At 55.6% G+C, this 25,371-nt stretch carries 20 protein-coding genes and 5 pseudogenes; 20 read left to right on the forward strand and 5 right to left on the reverse strand.

The window, feature by feature from the left end; translation table 11 throughout:
• The 4 genes from BG60_RS39360 to BG60_RS29910 all read left to right on the forward strand — a co-directional run.
• The coding region (locus BG60_RS39360) for a hypothetical protein (protein WP_206540329.1) at positions 1 to 399 on the forward strand (399 nt) is incomplete at its 5' end.
• A 459-nt stretch (positions 400 to 858) separates the two neighbouring features.
• Positions 859 to 2,583 (forward strand): methyl-accepting chemotaxis protein, encoded by a 1,725-nt coding sequence (locus tag BG60_RS40005; RefSeq protein WP_033536627.1) that lies wholly within the window; start codon positions 859 to 861, stop codon positions 2,581 to 2,583.
• Positions 2,584 to 2,596: 13 nt separating this feature from the next.
• Positions 2,597 to 2,893 carry a hypothetical protein gene (locus BG60_RS29905; protein ID WP_033536626.1) on the forward strand — a complete coding sequence of 99 codons (297 nt, stop codon included), beginning with the start codon at positions 2,597 to 2,599 and terminating at the stop codon, positions 2,891 to 2,893.
• Between the two features lie 159 nt (positions 2,894 to 3,052).
• Positions 3,053 to 5,905: a putative bifunctional diguanylate cyclase/phosphodiesterase gene (locus BG60_RS29910; protein WP_051996703.1), complete on the forward strand. Its 2,853-nt coding sequence runs from the start codon at positions 3,053 to 3,055 to the stop codon at positions 5,903 to 5,905.
• Positions 5,906 to 6,121: 216 nt separating this feature from the next.
• Here BG60_RS29910 and BG60_RS39740 read toward each other — a convergent pair.
• Positions 6,122 to 6,235: pseudogene (locus BG60_RS39740) on the reverse strand (LysR family transcriptional regulator); the annotation flags it as partial.
• A gap of 233 nt (positions 6,236 to 6,468) precedes the next feature.
• On the opposite strand from BG60_RS39740, the pseudogene BG60_RS39745 reads away from it, so the two are divergent.
• Positions 6,469 to 6,609 (forward strand): annotated as a pseudogene (locus BG60_RS39745) (branched-chain amino acid ABC transporter substrate-binding protein); the annotation flags it as partial.
• Here the strand turns inward: BG60_RS39745 and BG60_RS37330 are convergent.
• Both BG60_RS37330 and BG60_RS29915 read right to left on the reverse strand, forming a co-directional pair.
• Positions 6,569 to 6,742 (reverse strand): annotated as a pseudogene (locus tag BG60_RS37330) (HvfC/BufC N-terminal domain-containing protein); the annotation flags it as partial. The pseudogenes BG60_RS39745 and BG60_RS37330 overlap by 41 nt on opposite strands.
• A 52-nt stretch (positions 6,743 to 6,794) precedes the next feature.
• A protein-coding gene (locus BG60_RS29915) for an IS3 family transposase (protein ID WP_412135260.1) occupies positions 6,795 to 7,930 on the reverse strand; the annotation gives its coding sequence in 2 pieces (ribosomal slippage) (positions 6,795 to 7,666 and positions 7,666 to 7,930; 1,137 coding nt in all).
• A 183-nt stretch (positions 7,931 to 8,113) separates the two neighbouring features.
• Between BG60_RS29915 and istA the strand changes: the two genes are divergently transcribed.
• Together istA and istB are read left to right on the forward strand one after the other, a co-directional pair.
• Entirely contained in the window at positions 8,114 to 9,691 is a 1,578-nt protein-coding gene (gene istA / locus BG60_RS29925) for an IS21 family transposase (protein WP_033536623.1), read from the forward strand.
• A gap of 2 nt (positions 9,692 to 9,693) precedes the next feature.
• Positions 9,694 to 10,461, forward strand: coding sequence for an IS21-like element helper ATPase IstB (gene istB, locus BG60_RS29930; protein WP_033536622.1), 768 nt, complete (start codon positions 9,694 to 9,696; stop codon positions 10,459 to 10,461).
• A gap of 188 nt (positions 10,462 to 10,649) precedes the next feature.
• Here the strand turns inward: istB and BG60_RS37335 are convergent, their stop codons facing one another.
• Positions 10,650 to 10,961: a BufA1 family periplasmic bufferin-type metallophore gene (locus BG60_RS37335; RefSeq protein ID WP_075583581.1), complete on the reverse strand. Its 312-nt coding sequence runs from the start codon at positions 10,959 to 10,961 to the stop codon at positions 10,650 to 10,652.
• Positions 10,962 to 11,156: 195 nt separating this feature from the next.
• Between BG60_RS37335 and BG60_RS40010 the strand changes: the two are divergent.
• The 13 genes and pseudogenes from BG60_RS40010 to BG60_RS29990 all read left to right on the forward strand — a co-directional run.
• A pseudogene (locus tag BG60_RS40010) lies at positions 11,157 to 11,243 on the forward strand (helix-turn-helix domain-containing protein); the annotation flags it as partial.
• Between the two features lie 183 nt (positions 11,244 to 11,426).
• Positions 11,427 to 11,771, forward strand: a pseudogene (locus BG60_RS39270) (ATP-binding protein); the annotation flags it as partial.
• 573 nt (positions 11,772 to 12,344) lie between these two features.
• A complete protein-coding gene (locus tag BG60_RS29940; RefSeq protein WP_033536621.1) occupies positions 12,345 to 12,821 on the forward strand; it encodes a heme-binding protein in 477 nt (158 codons plus the stop codon).
• 617 nt (positions 12,822 to 13,438) lie between these two features.
• A complete protein-coding gene (locus BG60_RS29945) occupies positions 13,439 to 14,653 on the forward strand; it encodes an FAD-dependent monooxygenase (protein WP_033536620.1) in 1,215 nt (404 codons plus the stop codon).
• Between the two features lie 459 nt (positions 14,654 to 15,112).
• Positions 15,113 to 15,739 (forward strand): NAD(P)H:quinone oxidoreductase, encoded by a 627-nt coding sequence (gene wrbA, locus BG60_RS29950; RefSeq protein ID WP_008348785.1) that lies wholly within the window; start codon positions 15,113 to 15,115, stop codon positions 15,737 to 15,739.
• Between the two features lie 427 nt (positions 15,740 to 16,166).
• Positions 16,167 to 17,510 carry an FAD-dependent oxidoreductase gene (locus BG60_RS29955; RefSeq protein WP_235366279.1) on the forward strand — a complete coding sequence of 448 codons (1,344 nt, stop codon included), beginning with the start codon at positions 16,167 to 16,169 and terminating at the stop codon, positions 17,508 to 17,510.
• A 319-nt stretch (positions 17,511 to 17,829) separates the two neighbouring features.
• Entirely contained in the window at positions 17,830 to 18,321 is a 492-nt protein-coding gene (locus BG60_RS29960) for a cupin domain-containing protein (RefSeq protein ID WP_033536619.1), read from the forward strand.
• Between the two features lie 31 nt (positions 18,322 to 18,352).
• A complete protein-coding gene (locus BG60_RS29965; protein ID WP_034473703.1) occupies positions 18,353 to 19,351 on the forward strand; it encodes a hypothetical protein in 999 nt (332 codons plus the stop codon).
• Between the two features lie 107 nt (positions 19,352 to 19,458).
• Positions 19,459 to 20,922 carry an aldehyde dehydrogenase family protein gene (locus BG60_RS29970; RefSeq protein WP_033536617.1) on the forward strand — a complete coding sequence of 488 codons (1,464 nt, stop codon included), beginning with the start codon at positions 19,459 to 19,461 and terminating at the stop codon, positions 20,920 to 20,922.
• Between the two features lie 22 nt (positions 20,923 to 20,944).
• Positions 20,945 to 22,003: a maleylacetate reductase gene (locus BG60_RS29975; protein ID WP_033536616.1), complete on the forward strand. Its 1,059-nt coding sequence runs from the start codon at positions 20,945 to 20,947 to the stop codon at positions 22,001 to 22,003.
• Between the two features lie 265 nt (positions 22,004 to 22,268).
• A complete protein-coding gene (locus BG60_RS29980; protein WP_051627192.1) occupies positions 22,269 to 23,165 on the forward strand; it encodes an intradiol ring-cleavage dioxygenase in 897 nt (298 codons plus the stop codon).
• A 12-nt stretch (positions 23,166 to 23,177) separates the two neighbouring features.
• Positions 23,178 to 23,564, forward strand: a complete 387-nt coding sequence (locus BG60_RS29985; protein ID WP_033536615.1) for a Rieske (2Fe-2S) protein — start codon at positions 23,178 to 23,180, stop codon at positions 23,562 to 23,564.
• 189 nt (positions 23,565 to 23,753) lie between these two features.
• Positions 23,754 to 23,963, forward strand: a complete 210-nt coding sequence (locus BG60_RS29990) for a dodecin (protein WP_008348770.1) — start codon at positions 23,754 to 23,756, stop codon at positions 23,961 to 23,963.
• Between the two features lie 155 nt (positions 23,964 to 24,118).
• Here the strand turns inward: BG60_RS29990 and BG60_RS29995 are convergent, their stop codons facing one another.
• Entirely contained in the window at positions 24,119 to 25,198 is a 1,080-nt protein-coding gene (locus BG60_RS29995; protein WP_034473704.1) for a porin, read from the reverse strand.
• Positions 25,199 to 25,371 lie beyond the last annotated feature (173 nt).

Genomic DNA, 25,371 nt, shown 5'->3' on the forward strand with positions numbered 1-25,371 from the left:
CATGGGAACAACGTTTATTCTTTCTGTCTGCCTGTGCCGGCGCACAGGGTTGATCGGACACAGATATGCATCGAACATCTGTACCACGATGATTTCCTTTTTCAGAAAGACACTCAAGGAAGAAGGTTGTTTGCGCGAGAAGAGTTTGAACAGGACGGAAATCATGTGCGCCATGAAGACGTTTTCTGTCGATACTCGAAAGCGACGCTCATAGTCGACTCGAACGTGTCAGGAATCGGCTCATTGCGCGGGAAACCCGTCGTCTTGAGTAAAAAGCAGTTCGCGGACTACGTTGAACAGGCAGTAGCTCCATTTCAGTCGCCTTCACTGGATGGATTCCAAGGAGTGTTCGAAGTCCTGCAGCAGTTCGTGCATAATCAAATCCAAGGTGATGCATAGTACTGGACGTTATCACTCGAGCGACTTGCTTGATTGCATCCAAAAAACGTCGATTAGAGCCCAGCAAATCTCTGGTGATCGTTCGAGCCGCCCTTTATTTCTTACAGCGTTTTCTGCGCTGCTATCGCATCGCGCGATGCCCATAAAGGCGTTCAGCGATAGTACGGTCTAATACGACATTACTGCTTTTCAATAATCTCTATCTTTAACTCACATTAATGTGACGGCGACTTGTCAAATCAGAAATCGTCGCGCAAGAGTTATTGTCCACCTCGCAACAGTGCGTTGTCGCATTAAGAGTACAGTAGCGCCGTGCTAAGCCGTTAAGAAGTATTAGCCGCGTGAGGCTTAGCCCTTGTGCAAACAGTCATGCTTCTCGACGCACCGAGCGGATCGACTCGAAGCGTTGCGCGTGATGTTCTAAGCCAAGGCATCAAGAAAACAATAAGAGTGTTGACCATGAAATTTCTGCAAAAGATGAGAGTTTGGACCCAACTGATGTTTGGGTTCTCAATAGTTATCGCCATGCTCGTCAGTCTTGGGGTCTTTAGTCTCATAGAGGTCCATGCTGAGAATGATCACGTTGCTCAGATGCGGGATAGATGGCTGCCTGCAGTGCGCAGTACTCTGCAGATTCAAGCCGGAATGCGCGACATCCGTCTTGGTGAGTTTCGGATTGTCACGGCTCAAACACCAGATGAGGTCGCAGAGGGCGACCGACGGATTGACATCGGTATTGCAAACTATGACAAGGCACGCGTCGAATATGAGAAGTTGATGTCGACTGTTGACGAGAAGGCCCAGTACGCCGACTTGCAGGCGCTCATGTCGAAATATTTGGCGACCGACCGAGACGTGCGCGCGATGGCCAGAGGCGGTAAGTCCGCTGAAGCGATGACCTTGGTACGGAGTCAAGTGACGCTTCGCGATGAATTAGATAAAAACATTGCATCTATCGTCGCTCTTAACACCTCGGGAGCGACGGCAGTTGGGATCGCGGCGGAGGCGTCCTACTCTAGATCCATTGTCATGTCCATTTTGTTGATTTTGGCGGCAACCGTGGTCGCAATGATTGTAGCCTCAGTCATCGCACGCGGGCTGGGAGCGCAGCTTGGAGGTGAACCCACCGATGCTGCGAGGATTGCGCATGCTATAGCGATTGGTGAGCTGGGTACCGCGGTAAGCCTTAAAGGTGGGGATCAGAGCAGTCTGATGTATTCCCTCAGCGCTATGAAAGAGCAACTGACGATAATTGTTCGCGGTATTCAGACGTCCAGTGAATCCATCTCGGTCGCAGCAGGTCAACTGGCGCAAGGGAATACAGATTTGTCGCAGCGGACCGAAGAGCAGGCAGCCTCGCTCGAAGAGACTGCGTCGAGTATGGAAGAGTTAACGAGCACCGTTCGCCACAATGCGGACAACGCGAAGCAAGCATCGACCCTTGCAGGGACTGCTACGGCAATCGCTGAGCGTGGAGGCGAGGTTGTGGGACGCGTGGTTGACACGATGCAAGGAATCTCAAGCAGTTCGGCCAAAATGGCTGAAATTATCAGTGTGATCGAGGGCATCGCATTTCAGACCAACATACTTGCACTGAACGCTGCAGTTGAGGCCGCTCGTGCTGGCGAGCAGGGCCGCGGTTTCGCAGTCGTCGCGGGAGAGGTTCGAACGCTCGCTCAACGAAGCGCCTCCGCCGCGCGTGAGATCAAAGATCTCATCAGTGAATCGGTCAGTCGCGTGCAAACCGGGTCCGAACTTGTTCAGGAAGCCGGAAGCACGATGCACGAAATCGTAGATTCGGTGAAGCGCGTGATGGATATCGTAGGCGAGATCTCCTCGGCATCCGAAGAACAGAGCACTGGAATCGAGCATGTCAACACTGCTGTCAGTCAGATGGATGAAGTGACTCAACAGAATGCTGCCTTGGTAGAAGAGGCCGCAGCTGCCACGCAAGCGATGGCTCAACAAGCCCGCGATCTGCAAGACGCGGTGGCGATCTTCAATGTGGCCGATTCCGCGCGTCCGGCATCTGTGCCGATGCCTGCGCGAAGCGCGGTCCGTCCAGTACAGGTGAAAAAAGTTTCTGCAGCAGCTATAGGTCAAAGTCCGTCCGCAACAAATTTCAACCGTCGGAGCGAGCGAGTTGCGACGGCAGCAGATGCGGATGCATGGCAATCATTTTGAGTCAAACTATTAAATGAACGAAGCTGAAAAGGTTTTGAGCGAGATGGCGATGGTTGTTTTCTCCAACACTCAATCGCTTAGCAGACTTGGCGCACGGAGCGTGGTGCTGGAGAAATTCGTCGAAGCAGTTCTTCCTCAACTAACGTGGTTGCAGCGCTCTGAAGTCACCCACAAGTTTCGTGAAGGGGTCGAAGACGTTCTCTCGTTTATGGACGACGTAACCCTACCTGGCGAGTACCATTCAGCGCTCTTGCAACTGGTAAATGAACTGCTCGGAAAGCTCGAGCGGGGCTGCGACGTGCAGGGATAGTCGGTAAACGAGCAGGGGCCAATGCTGGTGTGCAATCGCGGTGCCTTCAACGTCAACGCTTAAGCACAAACTTGCCCGTGATAGGCGCTGCGTCCAAGGCTTTTTGATCAGACGAAGAGTGTTGGACCGCAAGCGCCTTTCGATTTTTTGGAAGCCCTTATGTCCACTCAGAACGCCGAGTTCGTCGCTCGGTCTAGTCCTATCTACGTCTCAGCGCTCCGGCGCTTGCTGAACGACCCCACCGGAAACTTTTGGGAAGGCGTTCGCTCTGCACTATCCGTGCTAGCAATCCTAGCCGCAATTGGGACAAGCACCTTCCTTGCTCTGAAGCAGACCGCTGAGCAAGATGTCGCCATGACTGCGCTCCAATCGTCGAGTCGGCTGAAACGCGATCTCGATCGGTTCCAACAGTTGATGCTGGAAGAGCACGGAGACCTTTATACGCTGATTGCCACAAAGCCGTTCTATCACAGGCAAGATTATAGGTTCCATCTGGACGAGTTACTTGCGTTGTTGAAGGATGCACGCGCCGCATGTAGTGGTCGAATCGGGTGTCAGCCACAACTGGCTGACTTGGAGGGAATGCTGCACCTTATCGCTCAGCGAAGCAACGAGTTGGGCGAGGTGGTCCGAGACCATCCTGATGGTGTCAGGCTGGGCGACTCCTCGCTGAGCGAGATAGACGCATGCTTCTACAGCATGATGCAGCATGTCGTTGCGGCCCGTATTCAGGCAGATATATCACTGGACTCTGTCATAGCTGGCTCCTCTAACAGTGTCAAATGGGTGTCGGCGGTTCTTCTCGCTTGCGGTTTCATTGCGGCTGTACTGCTCCTCATCGTCATGCGTCGCAGTGCTCGGTTCGCACAGGACCTCAGAGTAGCGTTGGCGTCGGCGGATTTAGCAAAGAATGAGCTTTACCAATCGAAGCAAACGCTCGAATTCGTGCTCGACCATGTTCCGCAAGGCATCGCTTGGAAGGACGTGGGTCATCGTTACGTCGGTGGGAATCAGATTTTTGCAGCAGACGCCGGCTTACCAAACAAGCACAAGCTTGTTGGGCTCACTGATTTCGATTTGCGATGGGGCGATGATCCGAGCGCGGCGCAGGAAGAGGATAGGCGCGTGATGGCAGGTGAACTCTCCTGCGCGCACGTAGAGCGTCGAGCTTTCGGCGCCGACGGTCAGGAAGTGTGGATTTCAGAGACAAAAGTACCTCTGGAGGATCAAAGCGGCGAGATTATCGGAGTTCTTAGAGCCTACGAACACATCACTCAGCGACGCAAGGTAGAGGTCGCGCTGCGATTGCAAGGTCGAGCCATAGAAGCGAGCATTAACGGAATTATTATCTCGGAGGTCCGTGGTGACCGGCATATTGTCATTTTCGCGAATCAAGCCTTTGAGCAAATGACGGGATATAGCGAAAACGATGTGCTCGATGCTGATTGTGAGCAGTTGTTCGCGCTCGATGGTCAACCAGATAACTGGGAAGTAGTTCGGAACGCACTTGCCACCAAAAGTGAAGCGAACACGACCCTGCGAAGCAAACGAAAAGACGGCCAACTTTACTGGAACCACGTATTCGTAGCGCCCGTTCGTGACGAGAACAATTGTGTCACACACCACGTTGGCGTCATGACGGACGTGACTGCGCTCGTCGACTACCGGGAGCGCTTAGAGCACCAGGCAAAGTACGACTCGCTGACGGGTCTACCCGTTCGCACAAGTTTGGATGAGTCGCTGGAAAGCGCCATCTTGCGGGCAAAAACCACTGGTAAGCAGGTGTGGCTATTTTTCCTTGATCTTGACAGATTCAAGGAAGTCAACGATTCGCTGGGGCATCGCGTGGGCGATGCGCTGCTAAAACTCGTTGCAAACAGACTGCGTGGCCTTGTTCGACCTTCCGATCTTGTCGCTCGATACGGCGGTGACGAGTTCATCATGGTTATTGAGCGCTCCGGCGCACATGAAGTGGTCTCATTGCTCGAGCTAATCGTTGCCGCGATGGAAGAGCCTTTTAATCTAGAGGAGCGAGAACTTTATGTCGAAGCAAGCATTGGCATCAGCTCTTATCCGAAAGACGGACTTGACTCCGACACGCTTCTCCGAAATGCAGATGCTGCGATGTATTCTGCCAAAGCAAGCGGCCGTAACGGGTACCAGTTCTATCGACCTGAGTTCAATATCGCTGCCGCGGAGCGTTTGCGGATGTCTACCAATCTCCGCCGCGCGGTGAAGGCTCAAGGATTACGCGTGGTTTATCAGCCGCAGGTCGACATGCTCACCGGACTGGTAATTGGCGCGGAAGCGCTGGTGCGCTGGGATGACGAAGAGCTGGGAAGTGTGTCGCCGGCAGTGTTCATTCCTGTGGCTGAAGAAACGGGCTTGATTGAAAGCATCGGAGAATGGGTTCTCCGCACAGCGTGTTACCAGGCCAAAAGCTGGTTAGACGAAGGGCTGCGAGCAATAAGGATCTCAGTGAACGTGTCTCCCCGGCAGCTCGAGCGTTCGAACATCGTCGATGTTGTGCGAAATGCGTTGCATGATGCCTGTTTGCCTGCCAGCAGTCTTGAGCTTGAAGTTACAGAGGGAGCGCTCATGCGCAACGTTGAAGATGTGGCAAAAACGCTCTGCGAGCTCCGGTCATTGGGTGTGAGGATCGCCATCGACGATTTTGGCACTGGCTATTCGAGCTTGAGCTATCTAAAAAAATTTAGTGTTGACCGCATCAAGATTGACCGGGCCTTTGTGCGAGAAGTTGGCATGGACGAGGGGTCTGAGGCCCTAGCCCTTGCGGTCATTGGAATCGCCAACGCGCTTAAGTTCGAGGTTCTCGCAGAAGGGGTCGAGCAGGATGTTCACAGAAGCTTCCTGGTCAGCCATGGTTGTACTGCGGCACAAGGGTTTTTGTACAGCGCGCCAACCTCTCCTATGAAAGTGGCCGAAATGTTGGGAGGGCGGAAGGGAGAAAAGGTCTGCGAGCAGAAACTGATAGACGCGGCAGCACGATAGAAAAAAGAGGCGGTGACCTGTCTCACCGCTTCCGCTGGCTTTTGCGCTGAGCCGAGAGTATCCGCTTCCAAATTTTTGCGGCCGGAGTCGGCCATCAAGCGTCATTCGACGCTAGCCCAAAGGCGACATCCGAATGACTCATCGATCTTCGAAAGCGGTCACCAAGGTTCAATTCGCCACGCGTGATCCCCGATAGGTGCCCACAACGATGACGTGTCACGCCATTCCTCCCGGCCTACGTAGACGCTCGCCGAGAAAGTCGACGAATGTCCTGAGCTTGACCGAAAGCTGATTACGCTCCAGGTAGATCGCGTGGATATCCGTCGTAGGCGTTTCACTTGCCGATGGAGCGGTATTGGGAATTTGGCGAAGCATCGAAGGGATGCTTCAATAGGACGGTGGAACCAATTAACGATTTCTTATCGGAGGCGACAGAAATTAGTCGTTGGACATGGATTTTCGGCTGCCGGCACTCGAATCGTGCTGAAAACCTGTCAACTCACATCTCTCAGAGGTAAAACGTGAAACATTCCCATGTTCGAGCTTCCGTCGTCTACGCACCGATCGCATTGATACTTACGGCGTTGCTCGCCCCGATTTCTGCTAATGCAGATGCCGACGCAGTCGTTCTAATAGGGCATGTTGCGCCATTGACCGGTCAACTCGCCAACATCGGAAAAGATAGCGAAAATGCGGCGCGAATGCGCGGAGGTGGAAGCGTGCCATTGCACGCAAAAACTCATTTCCAGTAATTCGCTGCACAGCAGGGAATACGGCGGCAAGCGCCTGAATTAAACTAACCGTGACGTTATTGCGATAGATGTTATAAGAAGTGGCTTCGCTCATTCGGACAAGAATCTGAGATTTTTAAGTGGAACGTCCAGGGCAATCATGCTGCCGATTTGATCGCAGGCAGCGTCGCGAAGTACGCCTCGTCTGGCGTGCGGTCCGCCAGGCTTGAATGAGGCCGTTTTGTGTTGTACAGATCGATATAGTCGCCGATGGAGCGTCGGGCATCACTGACCGATTCGTAAGCTCGCAGGTACACTTCTTCGTACTTGATGCTGCGCCACACGCGCTCGACAAACACGTTGTCGCGCCACGCACCCTTGCCGTCCATCGATAGACGCACGCCCCGGCCCAACACGGCCTCGGTGAACGCCGCCGCCGTGAACTGGCTGCCCTGATCGGTGTTCACGATGTCGGGCAGTCCGTAGCGGGCAAACGCTTCTTCCAGCGCATCGACGGCATGTACCGCTTCCAGCGTAATGGCCACCCGGTGCGCGAGTACCTTGCGACTGGCCCAATCCACCACCGCCGTCAGGTACACGAAGCCGCGGGCCATCGGAATGTAGGTCGTGTCGAGTGCCCAAGCCTGGTTGGCTCGCTCGATTTTCATGCCGCGCAGCAGATACGGCCAGACCTTGTGCTGCGCGTGGCGTCGACTCGTGTTTGGCTTGCAGTACAGCGCCTCCACACCCATGCGCTTCATGAGCGTGCGCACGCGGCGGCGGCCAACCTCGCGGTCTTCCCGGCGCAGTAGGCGCGCCAGCATCCGTGCACCGGCAAACGGGAACTCCAGATGCAGCGCGTCGATCCTGCGCATCAGCCGTTGATCGACTTCGCTCACAGGCTGCGCCCGGTAATACGCGCTCGATCTCGCGATACCGACCAGCCGGACTTGTTGTGAAACCGGCAACGCGTGACTACGGTCGATCATCGCTTTGCGCTCAGCAATCCCGCCTTGTTGAGCGCGCCGCTTAAAAAATCATTCTCCAGCGTGAGCTGGCCGATCTTGGCGTGCAACGTCGTCACGTCTACTGGTGGCTCGTTCGACACCGGGCCGGCCGAGCCGAACACGTCGGCCGCGCGCTCCTGCAACTGCCGTTTCCACTCCGTGATCTGGTTCGGATGTACATCGAACTGCTGCGCCAGTTCTGCAAGCGTGCACTCGCCCTTGACTGCCGCAAGGGCTACCTTCGCTTTGAACGCCGCTGAGTGCGTGCGTCGGGTTCTCTTCGTCATTTCCTCGGTTCCTTTGCCTGCATTATCGCTGGCTCAGGCCCAGGCCCTGATGGGCGGGCAAATTCCCCCACCTGTGGGCACCTCGAAATCCCCCACCTAGAGACACGCGGAGCATGATGCTGACGCGGTCTGGCAGGACGTTACCTTGCACCTCTCGAAGAATGAACAAGAGAGGTGGCTGGAGTGAACGTCTTGAAGCCGCATCTGCAAACAACCATCGCCACACTCGTCGCCGCGGGCAAATGTCAGCGGGAAATCGCCCGGGTTACCGGGGTGGATCGGAAGACGATTCGCAAGTACCAAGAGCAATTCGCAGCGGCGCAAGCAAATTCCCCCACGGTGCCCACCGGCTCCGCGCTGCAAATTCCTCCACCATGCCCACCGACAAAGGGCAGCCAGATATCAGCTTGCGAGCCTCACCGGGGGTTCATAGAGGCTCAGTTGCGGCTTCGGCGCAATGCCATGGCCATCTACCAGGATCTGGTGGACCGATTCGGCTTTGCCGCCGGATACGACAGCGTCAAGCGATTCGTCCGGACAATGCGTCGGCACGAGCCGGCCCAGTTCGACCGGTTGAACTTCATGCCTGGCGAAGAGGCGCAGGTTGACTATGGCGAAGGCGCCCTGACCAGGGTGCCGGGCACCAACCGATACCGCAAGCCCCGGCTGTTCGTGATGACGCTGCGTTACTCGCGGCGCAGCTTCCGCCGCGTCGTGTGGAAGTCCAGCAAACAGGTCTGGGCTGAACTGCACGAGCAGGCCTGGCGTCACTTTGGTGGCGTCACGCAGTACGTCGTTCTGGACAATCTGAAGGAAGGCGTAGTCAAACCGGATTTGTACGAGCCGGAGCTCAATCCAGTGTATGCCGCCATGCTCGCTCACTACGGCGTAGTGGCGGACCCAGCCCGCGTACGGGATCCGAATCGCAAGGGCACCGTCGAGAGCGCAATCCAGCACACCCAGGGCACGGCCCTGAAGGGGCGACGATTCGAATCGATCGAGGAGCAAAACGCCTTCCTTGATCAATGGGAATCGAACTGGGCGGCCAGAAGGATCCACGGCAGCACCCGCCGCCAGGTTCAGGCGATGTTCGAGGAAGAGCGCCCCCATCTGCGCGCCTTGCCCGCACGCGGTTTCGAATACTTCATCGACAAGGTCTACACGGTCTGCGACGACACATGCGTACGGGTGGATCACAGCAGTTACGCCGCCCGACCAGCTCCCATCGGCAGCCGGGTGCTCGTGCGCAAGTTTGCCCGTCGCCTGGAAGTCCGTAACCTCCAGACACAGGCATTGCTGCGCACGCACGTTCTGGCCGACAAGCCGGGATCGGTGGTGTTGCCCCAGGATGAGCGACCGTTCAATCCCTCTCGGGAAACGCGCCGCATCCTGTTTCAGGCAAAGGCGATCGGGCCGTCCGCCGAGCGTTTGTGTCAGCAACTGTTCGACACCGAAGGGCGAATCGGTCAGCGCAAGCTCTGGGGCATCGTCGGTCTCGTGCGTCGGTACCCCCGCCGCCTGATCGATTCGGCGTGCGAGATCGCCATGAAAGAAGGTGTGACCAGCTACAAGCAGGTCAAAGCGCTGACCGAGCGGCTGCTGGAGCAGGCGCTGGCTGACATGGACACGCCCCTTCAGGGCGAACTGCCCTTGACTCAGGAACATCACCTCATCCGGGACGGCGACGACTATGCCGACCTGTTCACCCTCGGCGCCAGTCATAGCGCCGCCATGTCATCACCCAACGGAGATCTCCCTTGAGCATGAGCCTCGCTGAAATTGACCGCGCCCTGCGCGAACTGCGTCTGTCTGGCATCAGCGCGACGCTGGAAACCAGGGTGCTGCAAGCCCAGGCCAGCCAGCAGCCGTTCCTCGAAACCTTCTCCATGATTCTGCAGGACGAGCTCGATCGGCGGCAATCCAGGCTTCTCGAACGACGTTACCAGCAGTCCGGTCTGGACGAGCGAAAAACCTTGAGTGACTTCGACTGGTCCTTCAACCCCAAAGTACCTCGTCAGGCTTGCTTCGAGTTACACACCCTGAAGTTCGTCGCCGACAGCGACAACGCATTGCTGATAGGAAAAACGGGCACCGGCAAAAGCCACGTCGCCAAGGCCATCGCCTACAACGCCACCCTGCAGGGAATGAAGGTACGCTACGTCGAGTCCGACACCGTGTTCGCCGGCTATGCTGTGGAAACACGGGCCGATCAGGACCGTCTGCTCAAGGCACTCGTTGAGCCCGAACTCCTCGTGCTTGACGATCTGTTCCTCGCCAAACGCATCCCTGATGCCGCGGCCGAACTGCTGCAGACCCTTGTTCACCAACGATACAAGCATCGCCGCAGCATTCTCGTCACATCCAACCGCATCGTCCAAGACTGGGGGCGCTACCTTCGCGACAGCACCATGGCCTCGACGATTCTTGACCGTCTCCTGCATCGCTCCAAGCTCCTCGAGTTTGAAGGAAAGAGTTATCGCCTCCGGGAAGCAGCGACCAGGCTTGCCGTCACTGAGGAATCCGACGCATAATCCACTGGTCCTGCCTGGGGGAATTTAGCCGCCCACAGGTGGAGGAGTTTGAACTGCCCATCCGGGCCCAGGTCGCTCCACTTATCCGACTGTCTGAATTTGCGCGGCCATCTCTATATCGCACACGGTAACGGCAGAAGGTCGTTAAAGTAGGTGCCCGCATCATCCTCTCCTGCTGACGTTTTAGGTTAGGACTTCACGGGGGAAAGCGAGCCGTGACCGCCGCTTGGGGTCTGGATACTCGCGCATTCACCACCCTGCACGAACTTCCACGAATTGCCTTGGAAATCAACCGTTGAAGTTCCTTGGCACGTAGTTCCCGGGCCCGCGGCGCAGTCGTTCATTCTCTTGAGGGCCACGCCATAGCATTTCTCTTTGTGAGCAGCAGTGGCAGCGCTTACCTCCGCCTCTGTCAGAGGCGCAGCATGAGCGACCGATGTCATTACGCTCGCAACGGCGCCTGCCAAGAGAGCGGTCGTGACAGAAGTCTTCGAAGACATTGGGATTCTCCAGTGGCTTATCTAGACGGTACCTGTGGGAGGTACGCTAGTTAGTTCGCACTGGACGGTGGCACGGTTACACCTCATTGTCATCGGCACCTGTAAATTGATACACCGTCGGCACTGAGGAATTGATACACCTCGACGAAGGGATAATGGCTGCTTTGAGCGGCGATGATCTCGTACGAGGGATACATGCAGATCAGGATATTGCACAAGCAGGGCAAGAGCCTGCGTGCCATTGCTTGCGAGGTTGGCTGCTCGGTCAACACGGTGAGGAAGTATCTGGCGACGCAGGACGCGCCTACGTTTCGGCCCACGGCTACTCCGCGCGAGTCGATACTGAAACCGTTCGAAGCCTATCTTCGGGAGCGGATCGCGTCAGCGGCACCGGACTGGATTCCAGCGACAGTGCTGTGGCGCGAGATTCAGTCAAAGGGCTTCGATGGCGGCGACGCTCTCAAACGGTTCGTTAACCCGTACAGGCTGTTGATCATCGATGAAATCGGCTATCTCCCGATGAGCCGTGAGCAAGCCAATCTGTTCTTCCAGGTCATCGCCAAACGATACGAGCGCGGCAGTCTGATCGTGACCAGCAATCTTCCCTTTGGACAATGGGACCAGACGTTCGCCGATGACGCGACACTCACCGCCGCGATGCTCGACCGGCTGTTGCATCACGCCCACGTCGTAGCCATCCAGGGCGAGAGCTATCGACTACGCGACAAGCGGCGAGCCGGACTGGTTGCGAAGAGATTGACCACGACGAAGGAGAACACCGCTAACGCAGTGCGGTCGGCACCGCAATAACACTACAAACCGGTGTATCAAAACTGAAATGCCGATGCCGGTAGAAGCCGTATCAATTCCAGAGTGCCGTTGACATCATCGAAAATATATTGGTCAAGCTGTCTCGCGGTCCTAAATCCGCGGCTGCGCCCAGCGTATGATCGCTGACGGGATGTTATGTGCTGCATCAGGCTCAACTTCGATATGCAACTCCTTCACCGTGCTAGCTCGTAAAATTGCGTTTCGAGCGTGTAGAGTCCTGACGGTTTGGGAAGATCGACGGGATGATATCCATTGAGCGATTACAAATCGAATGTCGTACGGTCACGTAGTACAGCGCTGCGCCTCTGTACGCGGGATGTCTGCAGAATTTTTCGCTTTTTTGAAGTGTCACATTTGACGCAAGAGCGTGCATGCGCGAGGATCGGCGCTGTCCTTTGCTTCTTGAGTACCTTCGCTAGGGTTATTTCGATTGTTCAAGGAGGACCGAGGATACTCTTAAAGCGGACCTCGGATTCCTCTAGAGATTCGAGCCATTAGGCTTCAACATTACAGCAGAATACTCGTGGACGAAATCGGGAAAGAAGGGTACGCATGAGCGCATTAGACCTCGAGGTTGTCTCGTGGATGATTCAAGACTCCTTAAAGACAGCCTCAAGTCGATTTAAGTTGGCGGTGAGCGTCGCGGTTTGTGATCGTCGAGGGTTTCTAATCGGCTTCGCACGAGATCGTGAAGCAAAAATTAGCACGATCGATTCGGCGCAGAGGAAGGCTTTCACCGCGGTTCAACTGGGGAGCAGTACGTTAGACAGTATAGAAGCCTGGAAGCGTAATGACGCTCGAAACCTTGGTTACTACGATTTCTTGTTAAGTTCTATCCCGGGCGGCGCGCCTGTGCGGGACAGCGGCGGGGCCATCATCGGCGGCATAGGGGTAAGCAGCGACCTTTCTGCGTCGGATGATCAAAAAATTGCGGATCTATCCGCAGAGGTTCTCTCAAATATCGTCTCCGGTACTCAACGGCTCGATGTCCAAGTGCGGTTTGACAGCAAAGGTCGGGCGCAAGTTTAATTGCTGGGATCTATCAGTGTACGCAAAGACTCTACTCTCAGGTTCGTCAGCTAGCATTGGCGACCTTTAACGCTGACTCCCCGGTCAGCGTTTTTTTTGTCCGATCCACTGTTCATTGGCAGTCGAGTAGCGAAGCCAGCGTCTAACAGCGAAAGATGGCGCATGTTCCGGAGCGGCATATTCCGCAGGAAGCGACGCATCGGAGTGCTTTCAGCAAGTTCTTGTTGTGGTTTGACGCGGCAATACAGGCAGTCAGTGCCACGACTTTGGCAGTGGGCAGGTGATGAGTTGTTAGCGCTCGCGCTTCGGTTCTAGATGTCCAGTTGCCAAGACACTTAGGAACGTGACTACCCGTCGGTCTCGTCTATTGATAGGAAACGCGTAGCACTCGTCTTTTTTGAAAAAAACAGGCCGGGCTGTGATGTCAACAAGGGTAAACCGCCGCGTCGGCGTATTCGAGGGCATAAATCGCCGATCGAACTGTTCGTGATATGCAAACCTCATTGCATTGCCTTCGGAAATTCAGTTGGTTACGCTTACTTCCATTATTCGGCCCCACAGTGAAGTCTGAGCGAAGGCCGGTTTTTTGAAAACGCGTTGTGACAGGAGACTGAAAAATGGAAACGCTTGAAGGAGTGGTCGTTGTTGGTGGAGGTCCCGTTGGCCTGCTCACCGCGCTCAAACTGGGTCGCGCTGGCGTTAAGGTCATTGTGCTCGAATCGGAGGCTTGCGTTTCGCCGTCGCCCCGCGCTGTCGCGTATATGCCCCCAACCATCGCTGCGATGCAGCGGTTTGGCGTGCTTGAGGATATTCGCAAGCGTGCAGTGTATTGCCCGAGCATCAACTATCGTCACGGCGACGGCACGCTTTTCAGTACGCTGGAATGGAGTGCTGTTGCTGAGGACACCGAGTTCCCGTACATGTTGCTTCTGGGCCAGAACCATGTATCCAACGTCATTAAGCAGCACCTTCAAACGTTGCCCAACGTAGATATTCGCTGGAATCACCGCGTTGAGAGTATCGATCAAGACGCCAACTACGTGACGATTGAAACGCGTTGTCCGGGTGGCATTTCGCGATTGCGTGCTCGCTGGGTGGCGGCGACCGATGGGGCACGCAGCACGGTGCGCGAGAAGATTGGCCTGAGCTTTGACGGTATCACTTGGGCAGAGCGACTCGTCGCAACGAATGTCTTCTATGACTTCACCGTCCATGGCTATTCGCGTGCCAATTTCGTGCATGACCCGCTTGACTGGGCAGTGGTGGTGCAGCTTGACCAAAGCGGCTTGTGGCGCGTCTGTTACGGCGAAGATCCGTCGATCTCGATGGAGGAGGTGCGTCGTCGTATGCCTGAGCGTTTCAAGCGTCTCTTGCCGGGAGCCCCGACACCTGACCGTTATCGCGTCGACCACCTGAATCCGTACCGCGTACATCAGCGCTGTGCTGCCGAGTTTCGCCGAGGCCGTGTGATTCTCGCGGGTGACGCCGCGCACGCAACAAATCCGATGGGTGGTCTGGGTTTGTCCGGTGGTGTGCTTGATGCAGAACATCTGGCTCGTGCGCTGATCTCGGTCGTCAACGACTCCGCATCGGTCAAGGTGCTCGACGACTACTCGGTTGATCGTCGAAAGGTCTTCCTTGAGTTCACGTCGCCGACGGCAACGCAGAACTTCAACTGGATGAAGGAAAGCGACCCTGCGCAACGCGCCCGTGATACCGAACTGCTTACACACGCAGGCACAGACCGCGCTGTGATGCGCGAGGTTCTTCTGAGCTTCGAGAAGCTCAACGGCAGCAGCCGCCCGGCCCCGCCCCTTAAGCTTGCAGCGTAAATTTTGACCGCGATTCAGGACGGCATGAATGTCTGCCGTTCCGTGCGACTTTCGGTCCGACGCACCTCGCACTACGAAGGGGCGAGAAAATTGGCCTCCTCTGCCTTCGACAGTGTGGTTGAGCTAGCGACCAGCGCGATTGAGTCGCTTAAAGATTGTGGCGGCACATATTAGGTTGATAGGCCACGACTGTCATGCTGGGTGTGGCGCCGCGTGTGATGCTGTTCGTGTTTGGCGATCGACTCGTTCGCGAAACCGGAACGAACCAGGAATGCAATTTCTCTATGATTTTTAGGTTTCGCGATTTGCGAACAGGAAGAGGTCTACCTGCATTTGTCTTTCGCGCAACCGTCAAACGCGTGTTGAGTCACCACAGCGTACAAAGTCAGTCGCCGCTACACATGAAGTTCGTCTGAACTTGAGTTTTGTCTCTTAAGAGAACCAACCCGGAGAAACGATATGGCAACTAAGATTCAGATTGTTTTTTACAGCGGCTACGGCCACATCTACAAGATGGCCGAAGCGATCGCGGCAGGCGTCAGAGAAGTTGAAGACGTTGAAGTGAAGTTGCTCCAGGTTCCGGAACTCGTGCCCGAAGAAGTCTTGGTTAAGAGCGGGATGAAGGGCTATCGCGCTGCATTCGAAAGTGTTCAGGTTGCTACGCCAGAGATTCTCGCGGAAGCCGATGGCATCATCTTCGGTACGCCGACGCGATTCGGCAACATGTGCGCTCAAATGCGCAACTTCCTGGACCAAACGGGTGGTCTGTGGATGAACGGTGGCCTGATTGGCAAGGTTGGTAGCGTCTTCACGAGCACCGCTTCGCAACACGGTGGTCAAGAAACGACCATCAGCAGCTTCCATACGACCCTGCTTCACCACGGTATGGTCATCGTTGGTGTGCCGTATTCGGAGCAGCGACTGGTCAACATGAGCGAGATTTCCGGTGGCACGCCCTACGGTGCGTCGACGCTTGCGGGTGCAGATGGTTCGCGTCAACCGAGCGAAAACGAACTGGCAATCGCTCGCTTCCAAGGTCAGCATGTTGCCACGATCACCAAGAAGCTGGTCGCGCAGTCCAAGTAAGTAGGCTGGCCGGTAGCCAATGATTTGCGTGCCGGCCGAAAAAAGGGTGCTTCGCGCATAGGCCGTCGATATGCCCGAATGCACTCTTGAACGAATCACCAAAGGTAGGCGGAATGAGTAAAACGGCCTCACCTCGATAAGCATGCTGCAGTTGTCCTCCTAACGCAAAACAATATTGGGGCACATGGGCAGTGAAGGACGGTAGCGTCAAGCCGTTCATTAATCGCATGAGTACCTATATCGATCTGCTAAAGCCGATTTCGCGGTTTGACATCCGGCATCTAGACGCAAAGATCGATAGCCGTGTCGCGCTCAAACGCTCGGCACTTTGCAGAAGGAAACACTGTAGGTTATTTGGTTTGAACACGCGCGACATAGCCCATTCAGAGGCTATTTTCCTTGAGAAACGCGTGTTTAAAGGAGACACATGATGGAGACGCTAGAAGGCGTGGTCGTAGTTGGCGGAGGTCCCGTCGGCTTGCTCACCGCCCTGAAACTTGGCCGTGCCGGGGTAAAAGTGGTGGTGTTGGAATCGGAGCCTAGCGTCTCGCCATCTCCGCGAGCAGTAGCCTACATGCCGCCCACCGTCGCCGCTTTAGAGCGCTTTGGGCTGCTAGACGATGTGCGAAAACGTGCTGTTTGGTCCCCGGAGATTAACTACCGCCACGGCGACGGTACGTTGTTTTCCACTTTGGATTGGGGTGTGCTCGACGAGGATACGGAGCACCCGTATATGCTCTTGTTGGGACAGAATCACGTCTCCAACGTGATTGTCGAACACCTTCAGGCGCTACCTAACGTTGATATCCGTTGGAATCATCGCGTCGAAAGCATCAAGCAAGATACTGCCTATGTAACGATTGAAACCCGCATGCCTGGCGGGCTATCCCGCATTCGAACACGGTGGGTCGCGGCAACCGATGGTGCGCGCAGCACGGTGCGTGAGCAGCTGGGGTTAACTTTTGATGGCACCACCTGGGATGAAAGGCTGGTGGCAACGAACATATTCTACGATTTCTCTTTCCATGGGTACTCTCGTGCGAATTTTGTGCATGACCCTGTGGATTGGGCCGTAGTGGTGCAGCTTGATCAGAGCGGATTGTGGAGAGTCTGCTACGGTGAGGATCCAGATATCTCGATGGACGAAGTGCGCCGCCGCATGCCCGAGCGATTTAGGAAGATCTTGCCGGGTGCGCCGAATCCTGACCAATATCGCGTTGACCACATTAATCCATACCGGGTACATCAACGTTGCGCATCTGAGTTCCGTCGCGGTCGCGTGCTCTTAGCGGGTGATGCAGCGCACATCACGAATCCGATTGGAGGACTCGGGCTTTCTGGCGGAGTGCTCGATGCGGAACACTTGGCAACTGCTCTAATCGCAGTCATCAAAGAGTCGGCATCGAAGAGAGTACTGGACAAGTACGCGGCAGAACGCAGAAGAGTCTTCTTAGACTTCACATCGCCCACGGCGACAGCGAATTTCAACTGGATGAAGGAAAGTGACCCCGCTAAGCGGGCGCAGGACACAGCGATGCTGCAATCCGCCACTGCAGATCGAGCTGTCATGCGGGAGATGCTCCTTAACTTTGAAAAGCTCAACGGCGTGCCACGACCGTCGCGGCTGTGCGCGCCGGAAGTCGGATCGAATATTCGTAAGTTCGTTGAATCGATGTCAGTCAGAGTAATGACGTCGCTTCGTCGTCTTAAACCGAATTTTTGGAAAACATTCAGAGCAGAGTCTTTGAATACGCAAGTCGTCCTGAAGTGAGCGTTTGCCTTCGGAACGAATGCCCTTTCGTATTCAGTCCACTCGCAGGCAACTCAGAGTGCTGTCGATGTCAGGCCAGAACTGGTGATTGCCATACCCGTGTGGGCAACGCTTAGAAATCGCGTCCGTCAGCGGCGAGCGCAGCGCTGCAAGGCAATCTCGATGCCCTTAGGCAGGCAGCAGGTGTAAGTAGGGAGCAGGACTGGAGGCTTTTTACGGACATTCGGTTCGCGATTCCAGAACAGCTTGAACATTGATATGGCGGCCTTCACGACTTACCCTGTATTTACGCATCTCATAACTTAACTGGAGGCACATCATGCAAGAAACGGTGTTCGGAAGTCTGAACGGTTACTCGAAAGGCTCGATCGAAATCATCACAGGCAAGGCAGAGCACTACGCGAAGTCGAACGTGTTTGCCGTGGCCGCTGGCGCACTGCCTTATGAGAAGGTGGTTGTCGCGAAGAACCTGAAGTACGTCATCGAAACGCTTCGTGCGGAAGGTACGTCGCCGTGGTTCAGCGCAGCGCATGATGAGTTCGCTGTGGTCATGGACGGCGAGGTCGACGTTCAGTTCATCGATCCGACGGATGGCCCGCTTGTCGACAGTGCTAAAGAGGGAACCCTACGTCTTGATGGTGAGCCGAAGGGAAAGCCGATGGGGCGTGTTCACCTGCAACGCGGCCATCAAGTGTTGCTTCCCGCTGGCGCGGCCTATCGATTCACTGCCGTCAAGATGGGCGTACTTCTCCTGCAAACCATCCTTGGCGAGAATTCGGTGGAACGCTGGGCCGATATCTGCGATCGCTAAGCTCACCACTCACTAGCACATTACGGAGTTCATAACGGTACAGAAAAGCATTCAAGCAGATGTCGTTGCGAGCGAACCGCATGAAGTCACTGGCTATCGCGCTTTCAAACTCGGCGAGTTTGAATTCAGCCGTGATTCGTACTTTGCCACCATCAAGTGGCCGTCGAATGGACAAATTCGGACGCACCAGATTTACGTTGATGAGTTCCTTCGTGCGATGATGCGCGACGTCGCTTGGGGCTTCTTTTACGGTTGGGTCAACTTCGACCCGGTGATTGGTACCCGCAACCACTACGGTAAAGTCGATTTATACGCTGGCTCGTACAACGCCAGCTTCAAGGCGGCCGGCATCGACTACACCGAGCAATTCGAAACGCCGCTGATCATGGCGACGTTCAAGGCAATTCTGGCTGATTGGGTCAATGAAGGCTTCGATCCGTTCGCAGCACCTGGCGAAACCGGCTCGGCTTACGGTAGCAAGCATGGCGACAACTTCGAAGCAATCGAGCGCTTCCGGATTGCGACCAAGCGCATGCCTGGCCTCGAAGGCGATTCGCCGCTGCGCGAAGACCTGCCGGTAAATCGTCACTTCGCCGACGTGTCGCAGTCGGAGCCGGAGATTCACGCTGAGCCGGGTTACGAGAAGTCGCTCCACGCATTCAGCCTCTTCAAGTATCTGTCGCGCTCGGACGTTACGTGGAATCCGTCGGTGACGTCTGTTTGCCAGCAGAGCCTGTTCTGCCCGACCACCGAAGAGTTCGTGCTCCCGGTCTTCCATGGCAATGACCGTGTTGAATGGTTCCTGCAACTCTCCGACCAAATCATCTGGGACATCGCTGACAAGGATACGGGCGAGCCGCGTGCGCGCATTACGATGAATCCGGGTGACGTCGCTGCAATGCCGGCAGATATCCGCCACAAGGGTTTCTCCCAAAAGCGCTCGATGTTGCTGGTTTGGGAAAACGCAACGCCTGACCTGCCGAAGCGTTACGAAAGCGGTGAACTGCCTGCCAATCCGATCCAGTTCTAAGGATCCGGTTCTACTTCCTCCGCTGCCCCAGTCTTTAACCAACGGCGCCACAAGTTTGTGGCGCCGTGGGGCAATTGCGTCTCGGCAATATAACAAGTAGGACTGTCATGCAAACCCAACTCTTCATTGACGGCAATTTCGTTCCGTCGCTCTCAGGCGAAACGCTTGCAACGCTGAATCCGCACGACAACACGGTAATCGCGGATATCGCGATGGCGAATCACGCCGACATCGACCGTGCCGTAACTGCGGCAAAAGCCGCTTACCCCGCATGGAAGAATATGGCGGCGGCGGATCGCGGCCGCTTGCTGCTCAAACTCGCAGACGCAATCGAGGCAAATGCGGACCGTCTCGCGCAACTCGAGTCGATCGATACTGGTCATCCGATTCGTGACACGCGCTTTCTTGACGTCCCACGTACTGCCGCAACTTTCCGCTATTTTGGCGGTATGGCTGATAAGTTCGAAGGGTCAGTCATCCCGGTTGACGCGGGTTTTCTGAACTACTTGACACGTGAACCGGTTGGCATCGTCGGTCAAGTCGTGCCTTGGAATTTCCCGTTGATGTTCACAAGCTGGAAGATGGCACCGGCACTCGCCGCAGGCAACTGCGTGGTCATGAAGCCAGCAGAGCTCACGCCGCTTTCAAGCTTGGCAATTGCTGAACTAATGGCAGAGGTCGGCTTCCCGAAAGGCGTGGTCAATATTTTGCCGGGGCTCGGCCATATTGCTGGCCAGTACATTGCAGAGCATCCGGAAATTAGCAAGGTCGCATTTACGGGTTCGACGGCTGTGGGTCGTAAAGTGGTCCAAGCTTCGAGCGGCAATCTGAAAAAAGTGCAGCTCGAGCTTGGCGGGAAGGGTGCGAATATCGTGTTCGCTGATGCGAACATCGCTGCGGTCGTCCAAGGTTCGGCCTTTGGTATCTTCCATAACCAAGGTCAGGCGTGCATTGCTGCGTCCCGAATGATTGTCCACGAGTCGGTGGCTGACGAAGTGCTCGAGAAGTTCGTGGCGCTCACCCGGTCCATCAAGCTGGGCAATCCGCTCGATCCCAAGACCGAAATGGGTCCTCTTACGTCTCTCCAACATCGCGACCGCGTGTTGTCCTATGTTGACATCGCTCGCGAACAGGGCGGTGACGTGTTGACTGGAGGCAAGACACCCGATGGTGAGGGATTCGCGAAAGGCTGCTACGTCGAACCGACGATCGTCCACGCCAAACCGACCGATCGCGTCTCGCAAGAAGAGGTGTTCGGGCCGTTCATGACCGTGACGACCTTCCGCACCGATGAAGAAGCGCTTGCTATTGCGAACGGTACGGAATATGGACTTGGGGCAGGACTGTGGACGCGAGATCTTCAACGAGCCCATCAAATGGCACGTGAAATCCGAAGCGGCATGGTGTGGATCAACTGCTACAAGCGAGTCAGCCCTGGTTCGCCTTTTGGCGGAGTGGGTGCAAGCGGATACGGCCGGGAGATGGGTTTCGAAGTAATGCGCGAATACACCCAGGCGAAGTCGGTTTGGGTGAACGTCGACGCAAAGATCCCCCCGTACTTCCCCCGCTGATAGATCACGGAGCGCTAGTTCTATGGAACCTTTCGTATATCAAAGCCTAAGCTCACGCGTGGTGTTCGGTGTTGGCAGTCTGGACCACCTTAGCCGTGAGATTGATCTGCTTGGCGCGAGGCGAGCGATTGTGCTTTCGACGCCGGAGCAGCGTGCACAAGCAGAGCAGCTTGCCGAACGACTCGGCAAGGGAGCCGCCGGGGTGTTTGCCGAAGCCGTCATGCATGTTCCCATCGAGACTGCGCGCAAGGCGCGCGAATTCGCGGCGAGCGTCAAGGCAGACTGTGCCATTGCCATCGGTGGAGGATCGACAACAGGCCTTGGTAAAGCGATTGCCCTTGAGACGGCGCTCCCTATCATTGCGATCCCGACTACGTACGCCGGTTCGGAGATGACCCCCATCTACGGATTGACGGAAAACGGAATCAAGAAGACAGGGCGCGATGCTCGTGTTTTGCCGAAGACGGTGATTTATGACCCGGCGCTAACGGTATCGCTGCCGAAAGGTCTTTCAGTCACAAGCGGCATCAATGCAATCGCGCACGCTGCGGAAGGCCTGTACTCGCAAGACGCTAATCCCATCATGAACCTCATTGCTGAAGAGGGAATTCGTGCGTTGGGAGAGGGTCTGCCAGGGGTGGTGGATCAGCCGAACGATCTTGACGCACGTGGTGCTTGCTTGTACGGCGCGTGGTTGTGTGGTGCGGTCTTGGGTAGTGTTGGCATGTCATTGCATCACAAGCTATGTCATACGCTAGGAGGCAGCTTTAACTTGCCTCACGCTGAGACCCATACGATCGTGCTGCCTCACGCATTGGCATACAACCGCGAGGCCGCCCCGGAGGCGATGTCGCGGATTGCTCGCGCGCTTCATGCCGAAGATGGTCCGCAGGCTGTTTTCGAACTGGCGCGCAAGAACGGAGCGCCCACTGCATTGAAAGACATCGGGATGAAAGAGTCCGATATAGATGTCGCATTGAACATCGCACTGGACAAGCCTTATTGGAATCCTCGTGCGATTGAGCGTGAGCCGCTGCGTGCGCTGCTTGTTGACGCTTATGAAGGGCGGGCACCGAGTTAGTCGCGGCAAACGCATGAGCAAAGCGGGTAGGCGGGATTGTTGTGCCAGCATCGGATGCATTGAGGCGGTAGGGTTCGTCGCGCTCAGTGAGTGAATCATCAATCGGCGCCGCTTTCCGAGGTTCCGGTTGAAAGTAACAACATGTTGGGTAGGGTTAGACGATCGTGTCATCGAAGGACGTTTGGTTCTCATCGGTTGGCATGCGTCTAAAGCAGGACGGAGACGATTCACAATTACACAAACGCGTCGATCGCGTGAGGACATCATGAATACGACAACTGAGCGCCCCATGGCCGGGCAAGCAGTGCACCCCATTACCGACACTGTGCTGGCGACACTGTCAAGTTGTACCGATGCCCGCGTGCGGCAGTTGATGACAGCTCTCATTCGACATCTGCATGCTTTTGCCCAAGAGGTCCAGTTGACAGGCGAAGAATGGCGCAAAGGTATTGAATTCCTGACCGCAACTGGGAAGAAGTGCGACGGCATTCGGCAGGAATTCATTCTGCTGTCAGACACGCTCGGCTTGTCCATCATGCTCGATGAAATCAATCAACGGGATGGCGTTGCGGATTCAGCGACAACCGAAAGCAGTCTCTTGGGGCCGTTCTATCGAGAGGGCGCATTCGACGAAGAATATGGTGCGAACATCGCGCGTACCGAAGGCGAGCCGACGCTGTTTCATGGTCGTGTGGTGGACGACGGCGGTGAGCCGGTCGCCGACGCTCTCATCGAAGTGTGGGAAACCGCGAACAACGGAATGTACGAAGGGCAGGACCCGGACCAACCGGAGAGTAACCTCCGCGGCCGCTTCCGGTCCGGGCCGGAAGGCGAGTTCGCGTTTCGCGCAATCAAGCCTACGGCTTACCCAATTCCGACCGACGGGCCAGTTGGGCAAATGCTGTTGGCAGTAGGTCGTCATCCGATGCGACCGGGACACGTGCATTTTCTTATTCAAGCACCCGGATACGACACTCTGACTACTGCGCTGTACAGCGCAGACGACCCATATGTCCGTTCGGATGCAGTCTTCGGCGTGAAATCGTCGTTGGTGGTCGATTACGTACGGAATGTTAGCCGGGAAGAGGCGAAGAAATGGGATCTGTCGAGTCCCTTTTTCGACGTCAAGCGGGATTTCGTGCTCAGTCGAGCAAACGCTTAAAGAGACGAAGAGATGAGCTCTATTAGCGGCGAACCACAAGTGCTTCTTTGTGCTCTTGACGACGTACCGGACAACGGTGCCATTGAGATCAAGGCGACTGATCCCGCAACGACAGACGTCGTCATCATTCGCCGCGGCGATGAAGTCTGGGCATATCAGAACCTATGTCCACATTTCTCGGTTCCCTTGAACTACGAGCCAAATACTTTCTGGACCTACGACAGCGAAGTCATCATGTGCGCACATCACAGCGCCATGTTTCGATTCGAAGACGGATTGTGCGTCGATGGACCTTGCAAAGGGGCGACTCTCCGGCCAGTTCAAATCGTCATCGAGGATCGAAAGATCTATGGCGAGATGCCTCGTCGTGCTAGCTCCATGATTCCGCTCAAACGTTGAGACTATCGCGCATCGAGCGTTGAGCTAGATAGTCGACGCCCGGCTGCTTCGTCGAGGCGTGGCGTGCGGCTAATTGGAGAAAATACTCGCCATGGCTCGTGTCTTGCTGCTTAAAGTTGGAGTGCATCGCTTGATGCAGTCCTGTCGCTAAGGCGACCTCATCATGTCCATCCTATTAGGGAGAAGCCCATGTCGGAGCATGTCTACAAGCAGGTTGAACTCACCGGTTCGTCGCCGCAGTCGAGCGATGAGGCTGTCCGTATCGCGTTGGCGAAGGCGGCAAAGACCCTCCATAACATCCACTGGTTCGAAGTTGTGGAAACGCGAGGTCATGTAGAGGATGGAAAGATTCTGCACTGGCAAGTGACCATCAAGGCCGGCTTGCGTATCGACGACTGATTGCTAACGAAACTGAGTGTATGGTTCTCCGCCACACGTTGCGGTGTCCTGCCTCTAAGAGTTCTCAGCGCCACCGAACCACAGCGTCCTGCTGATGTTCCGGTGGCGATTTTCTCGCGGTAAGACAGTTTGATTGACTGACGCAACCAGAGAATTTAGAACATATGGCGGATGCCCAGGGTTACGCCGTTAGTGCTACCGGCTGGTGCGTACAGCGCGCCGTTGGTCGACAGCCCAATATGTTCTGCACCCTTGTTATTGACAAAGCCGTACTGCCCGTACAGTGCGGTCGCTTTCGACAAGGAGTAGACGACGCCGGCGGCAGCCATAATCGACCGGTTGTTGGAATCGTTCCCGTCTCGGATAAACCAACCACCAGCATTAACGTTCAGGGAAGGGGTGATGTTGTAGTTGAAGCCGGCACCGAAGACCCGATTGTCAAACGAGCCCTGCAGCTTATAGTTGACGAACACTGCTCTGACGCCCCAACTTCCCCAGTCGTAACCAGCGCCGATGGTACGTCCAATGAACGGAACCGTACTCGGGATGGGAGTCGTTGCGGCTGAGCCCCCTGCGTTTCCGTCATAGTACGAGGCGGTGAGCAAAACGCCACTATTGGCATAAGTAAGGCTTCCTGCGTACTGTCTACCAGCTTGAAAGTTTCCCGCCGTGCCGCCCAGAGCCAGCATCGCTCGCCCCTGCAAACCAAAGAATGAAGGGCTTGTATAACCGATTGCGTTGGGATTGTAGGCGCCGGTAGCGAAAAGCTGTCCGGTGTAAATCGGAACTTCACTGCCGAACAAGGAAATGTTGCGCGGATCGGAAGCAATCAGTGACAGCACGAACGGGGAATATTGAACGCCGACCTGTACCCGTCCGAAGCCGCCTTCCAAGCCAACCCAAGCCTGACGTCCGAATAGGTTTCCGGTGGAGTCTGCGAAGCCGCCATTCGAGATATCGATACCGCTTTCCAAGTTGAAGATTGCGTGAAGGCCTCCACCCAAGTCTTCAGTTCCCAATAAGCCGAACGTGGACGACTGCAGATTCCCGTTTGTGAAAGAAAACTGTTTTCCACCATTCTGCCCTGTCTTTTCATTGAGCGTTTTGCTGACGTACATAACGCCACCATCGACGACACCGTAGAGCGTGACTGAGCTTTGTGCCTTGGCAATCGTTGCAATACCTGAGCCAAGTAAAAGTGCGACAAGGAGGCGGAGTTTAGGTTTGAACGTCATTTAGAAAGTCTCCAATAAAACTTATTGTGCATATCCGCCTCAAGCAATATGACATGCTCCCGTGCATTCAACCGAGCAATGCCAGTGCTCAACTTTGGAAAGCAGCGTTTCTAGAAAATCCAGTGCGTTGCTGGCGCGCTGGTGTGAGTCAAAGATGACGACCGTCGATGGAT

Origin of the sequence: Caballeronia zhejiangensis, from assembly GCF_000698575.1 — a bacterium.
Taxonomy (GTDB): Bacteria; Pseudomonadota; Gammaproteobacteria; order Burkholderiales; family Burkholderiaceae; genus Caballeronia; species Caballeronia zhejiangensis.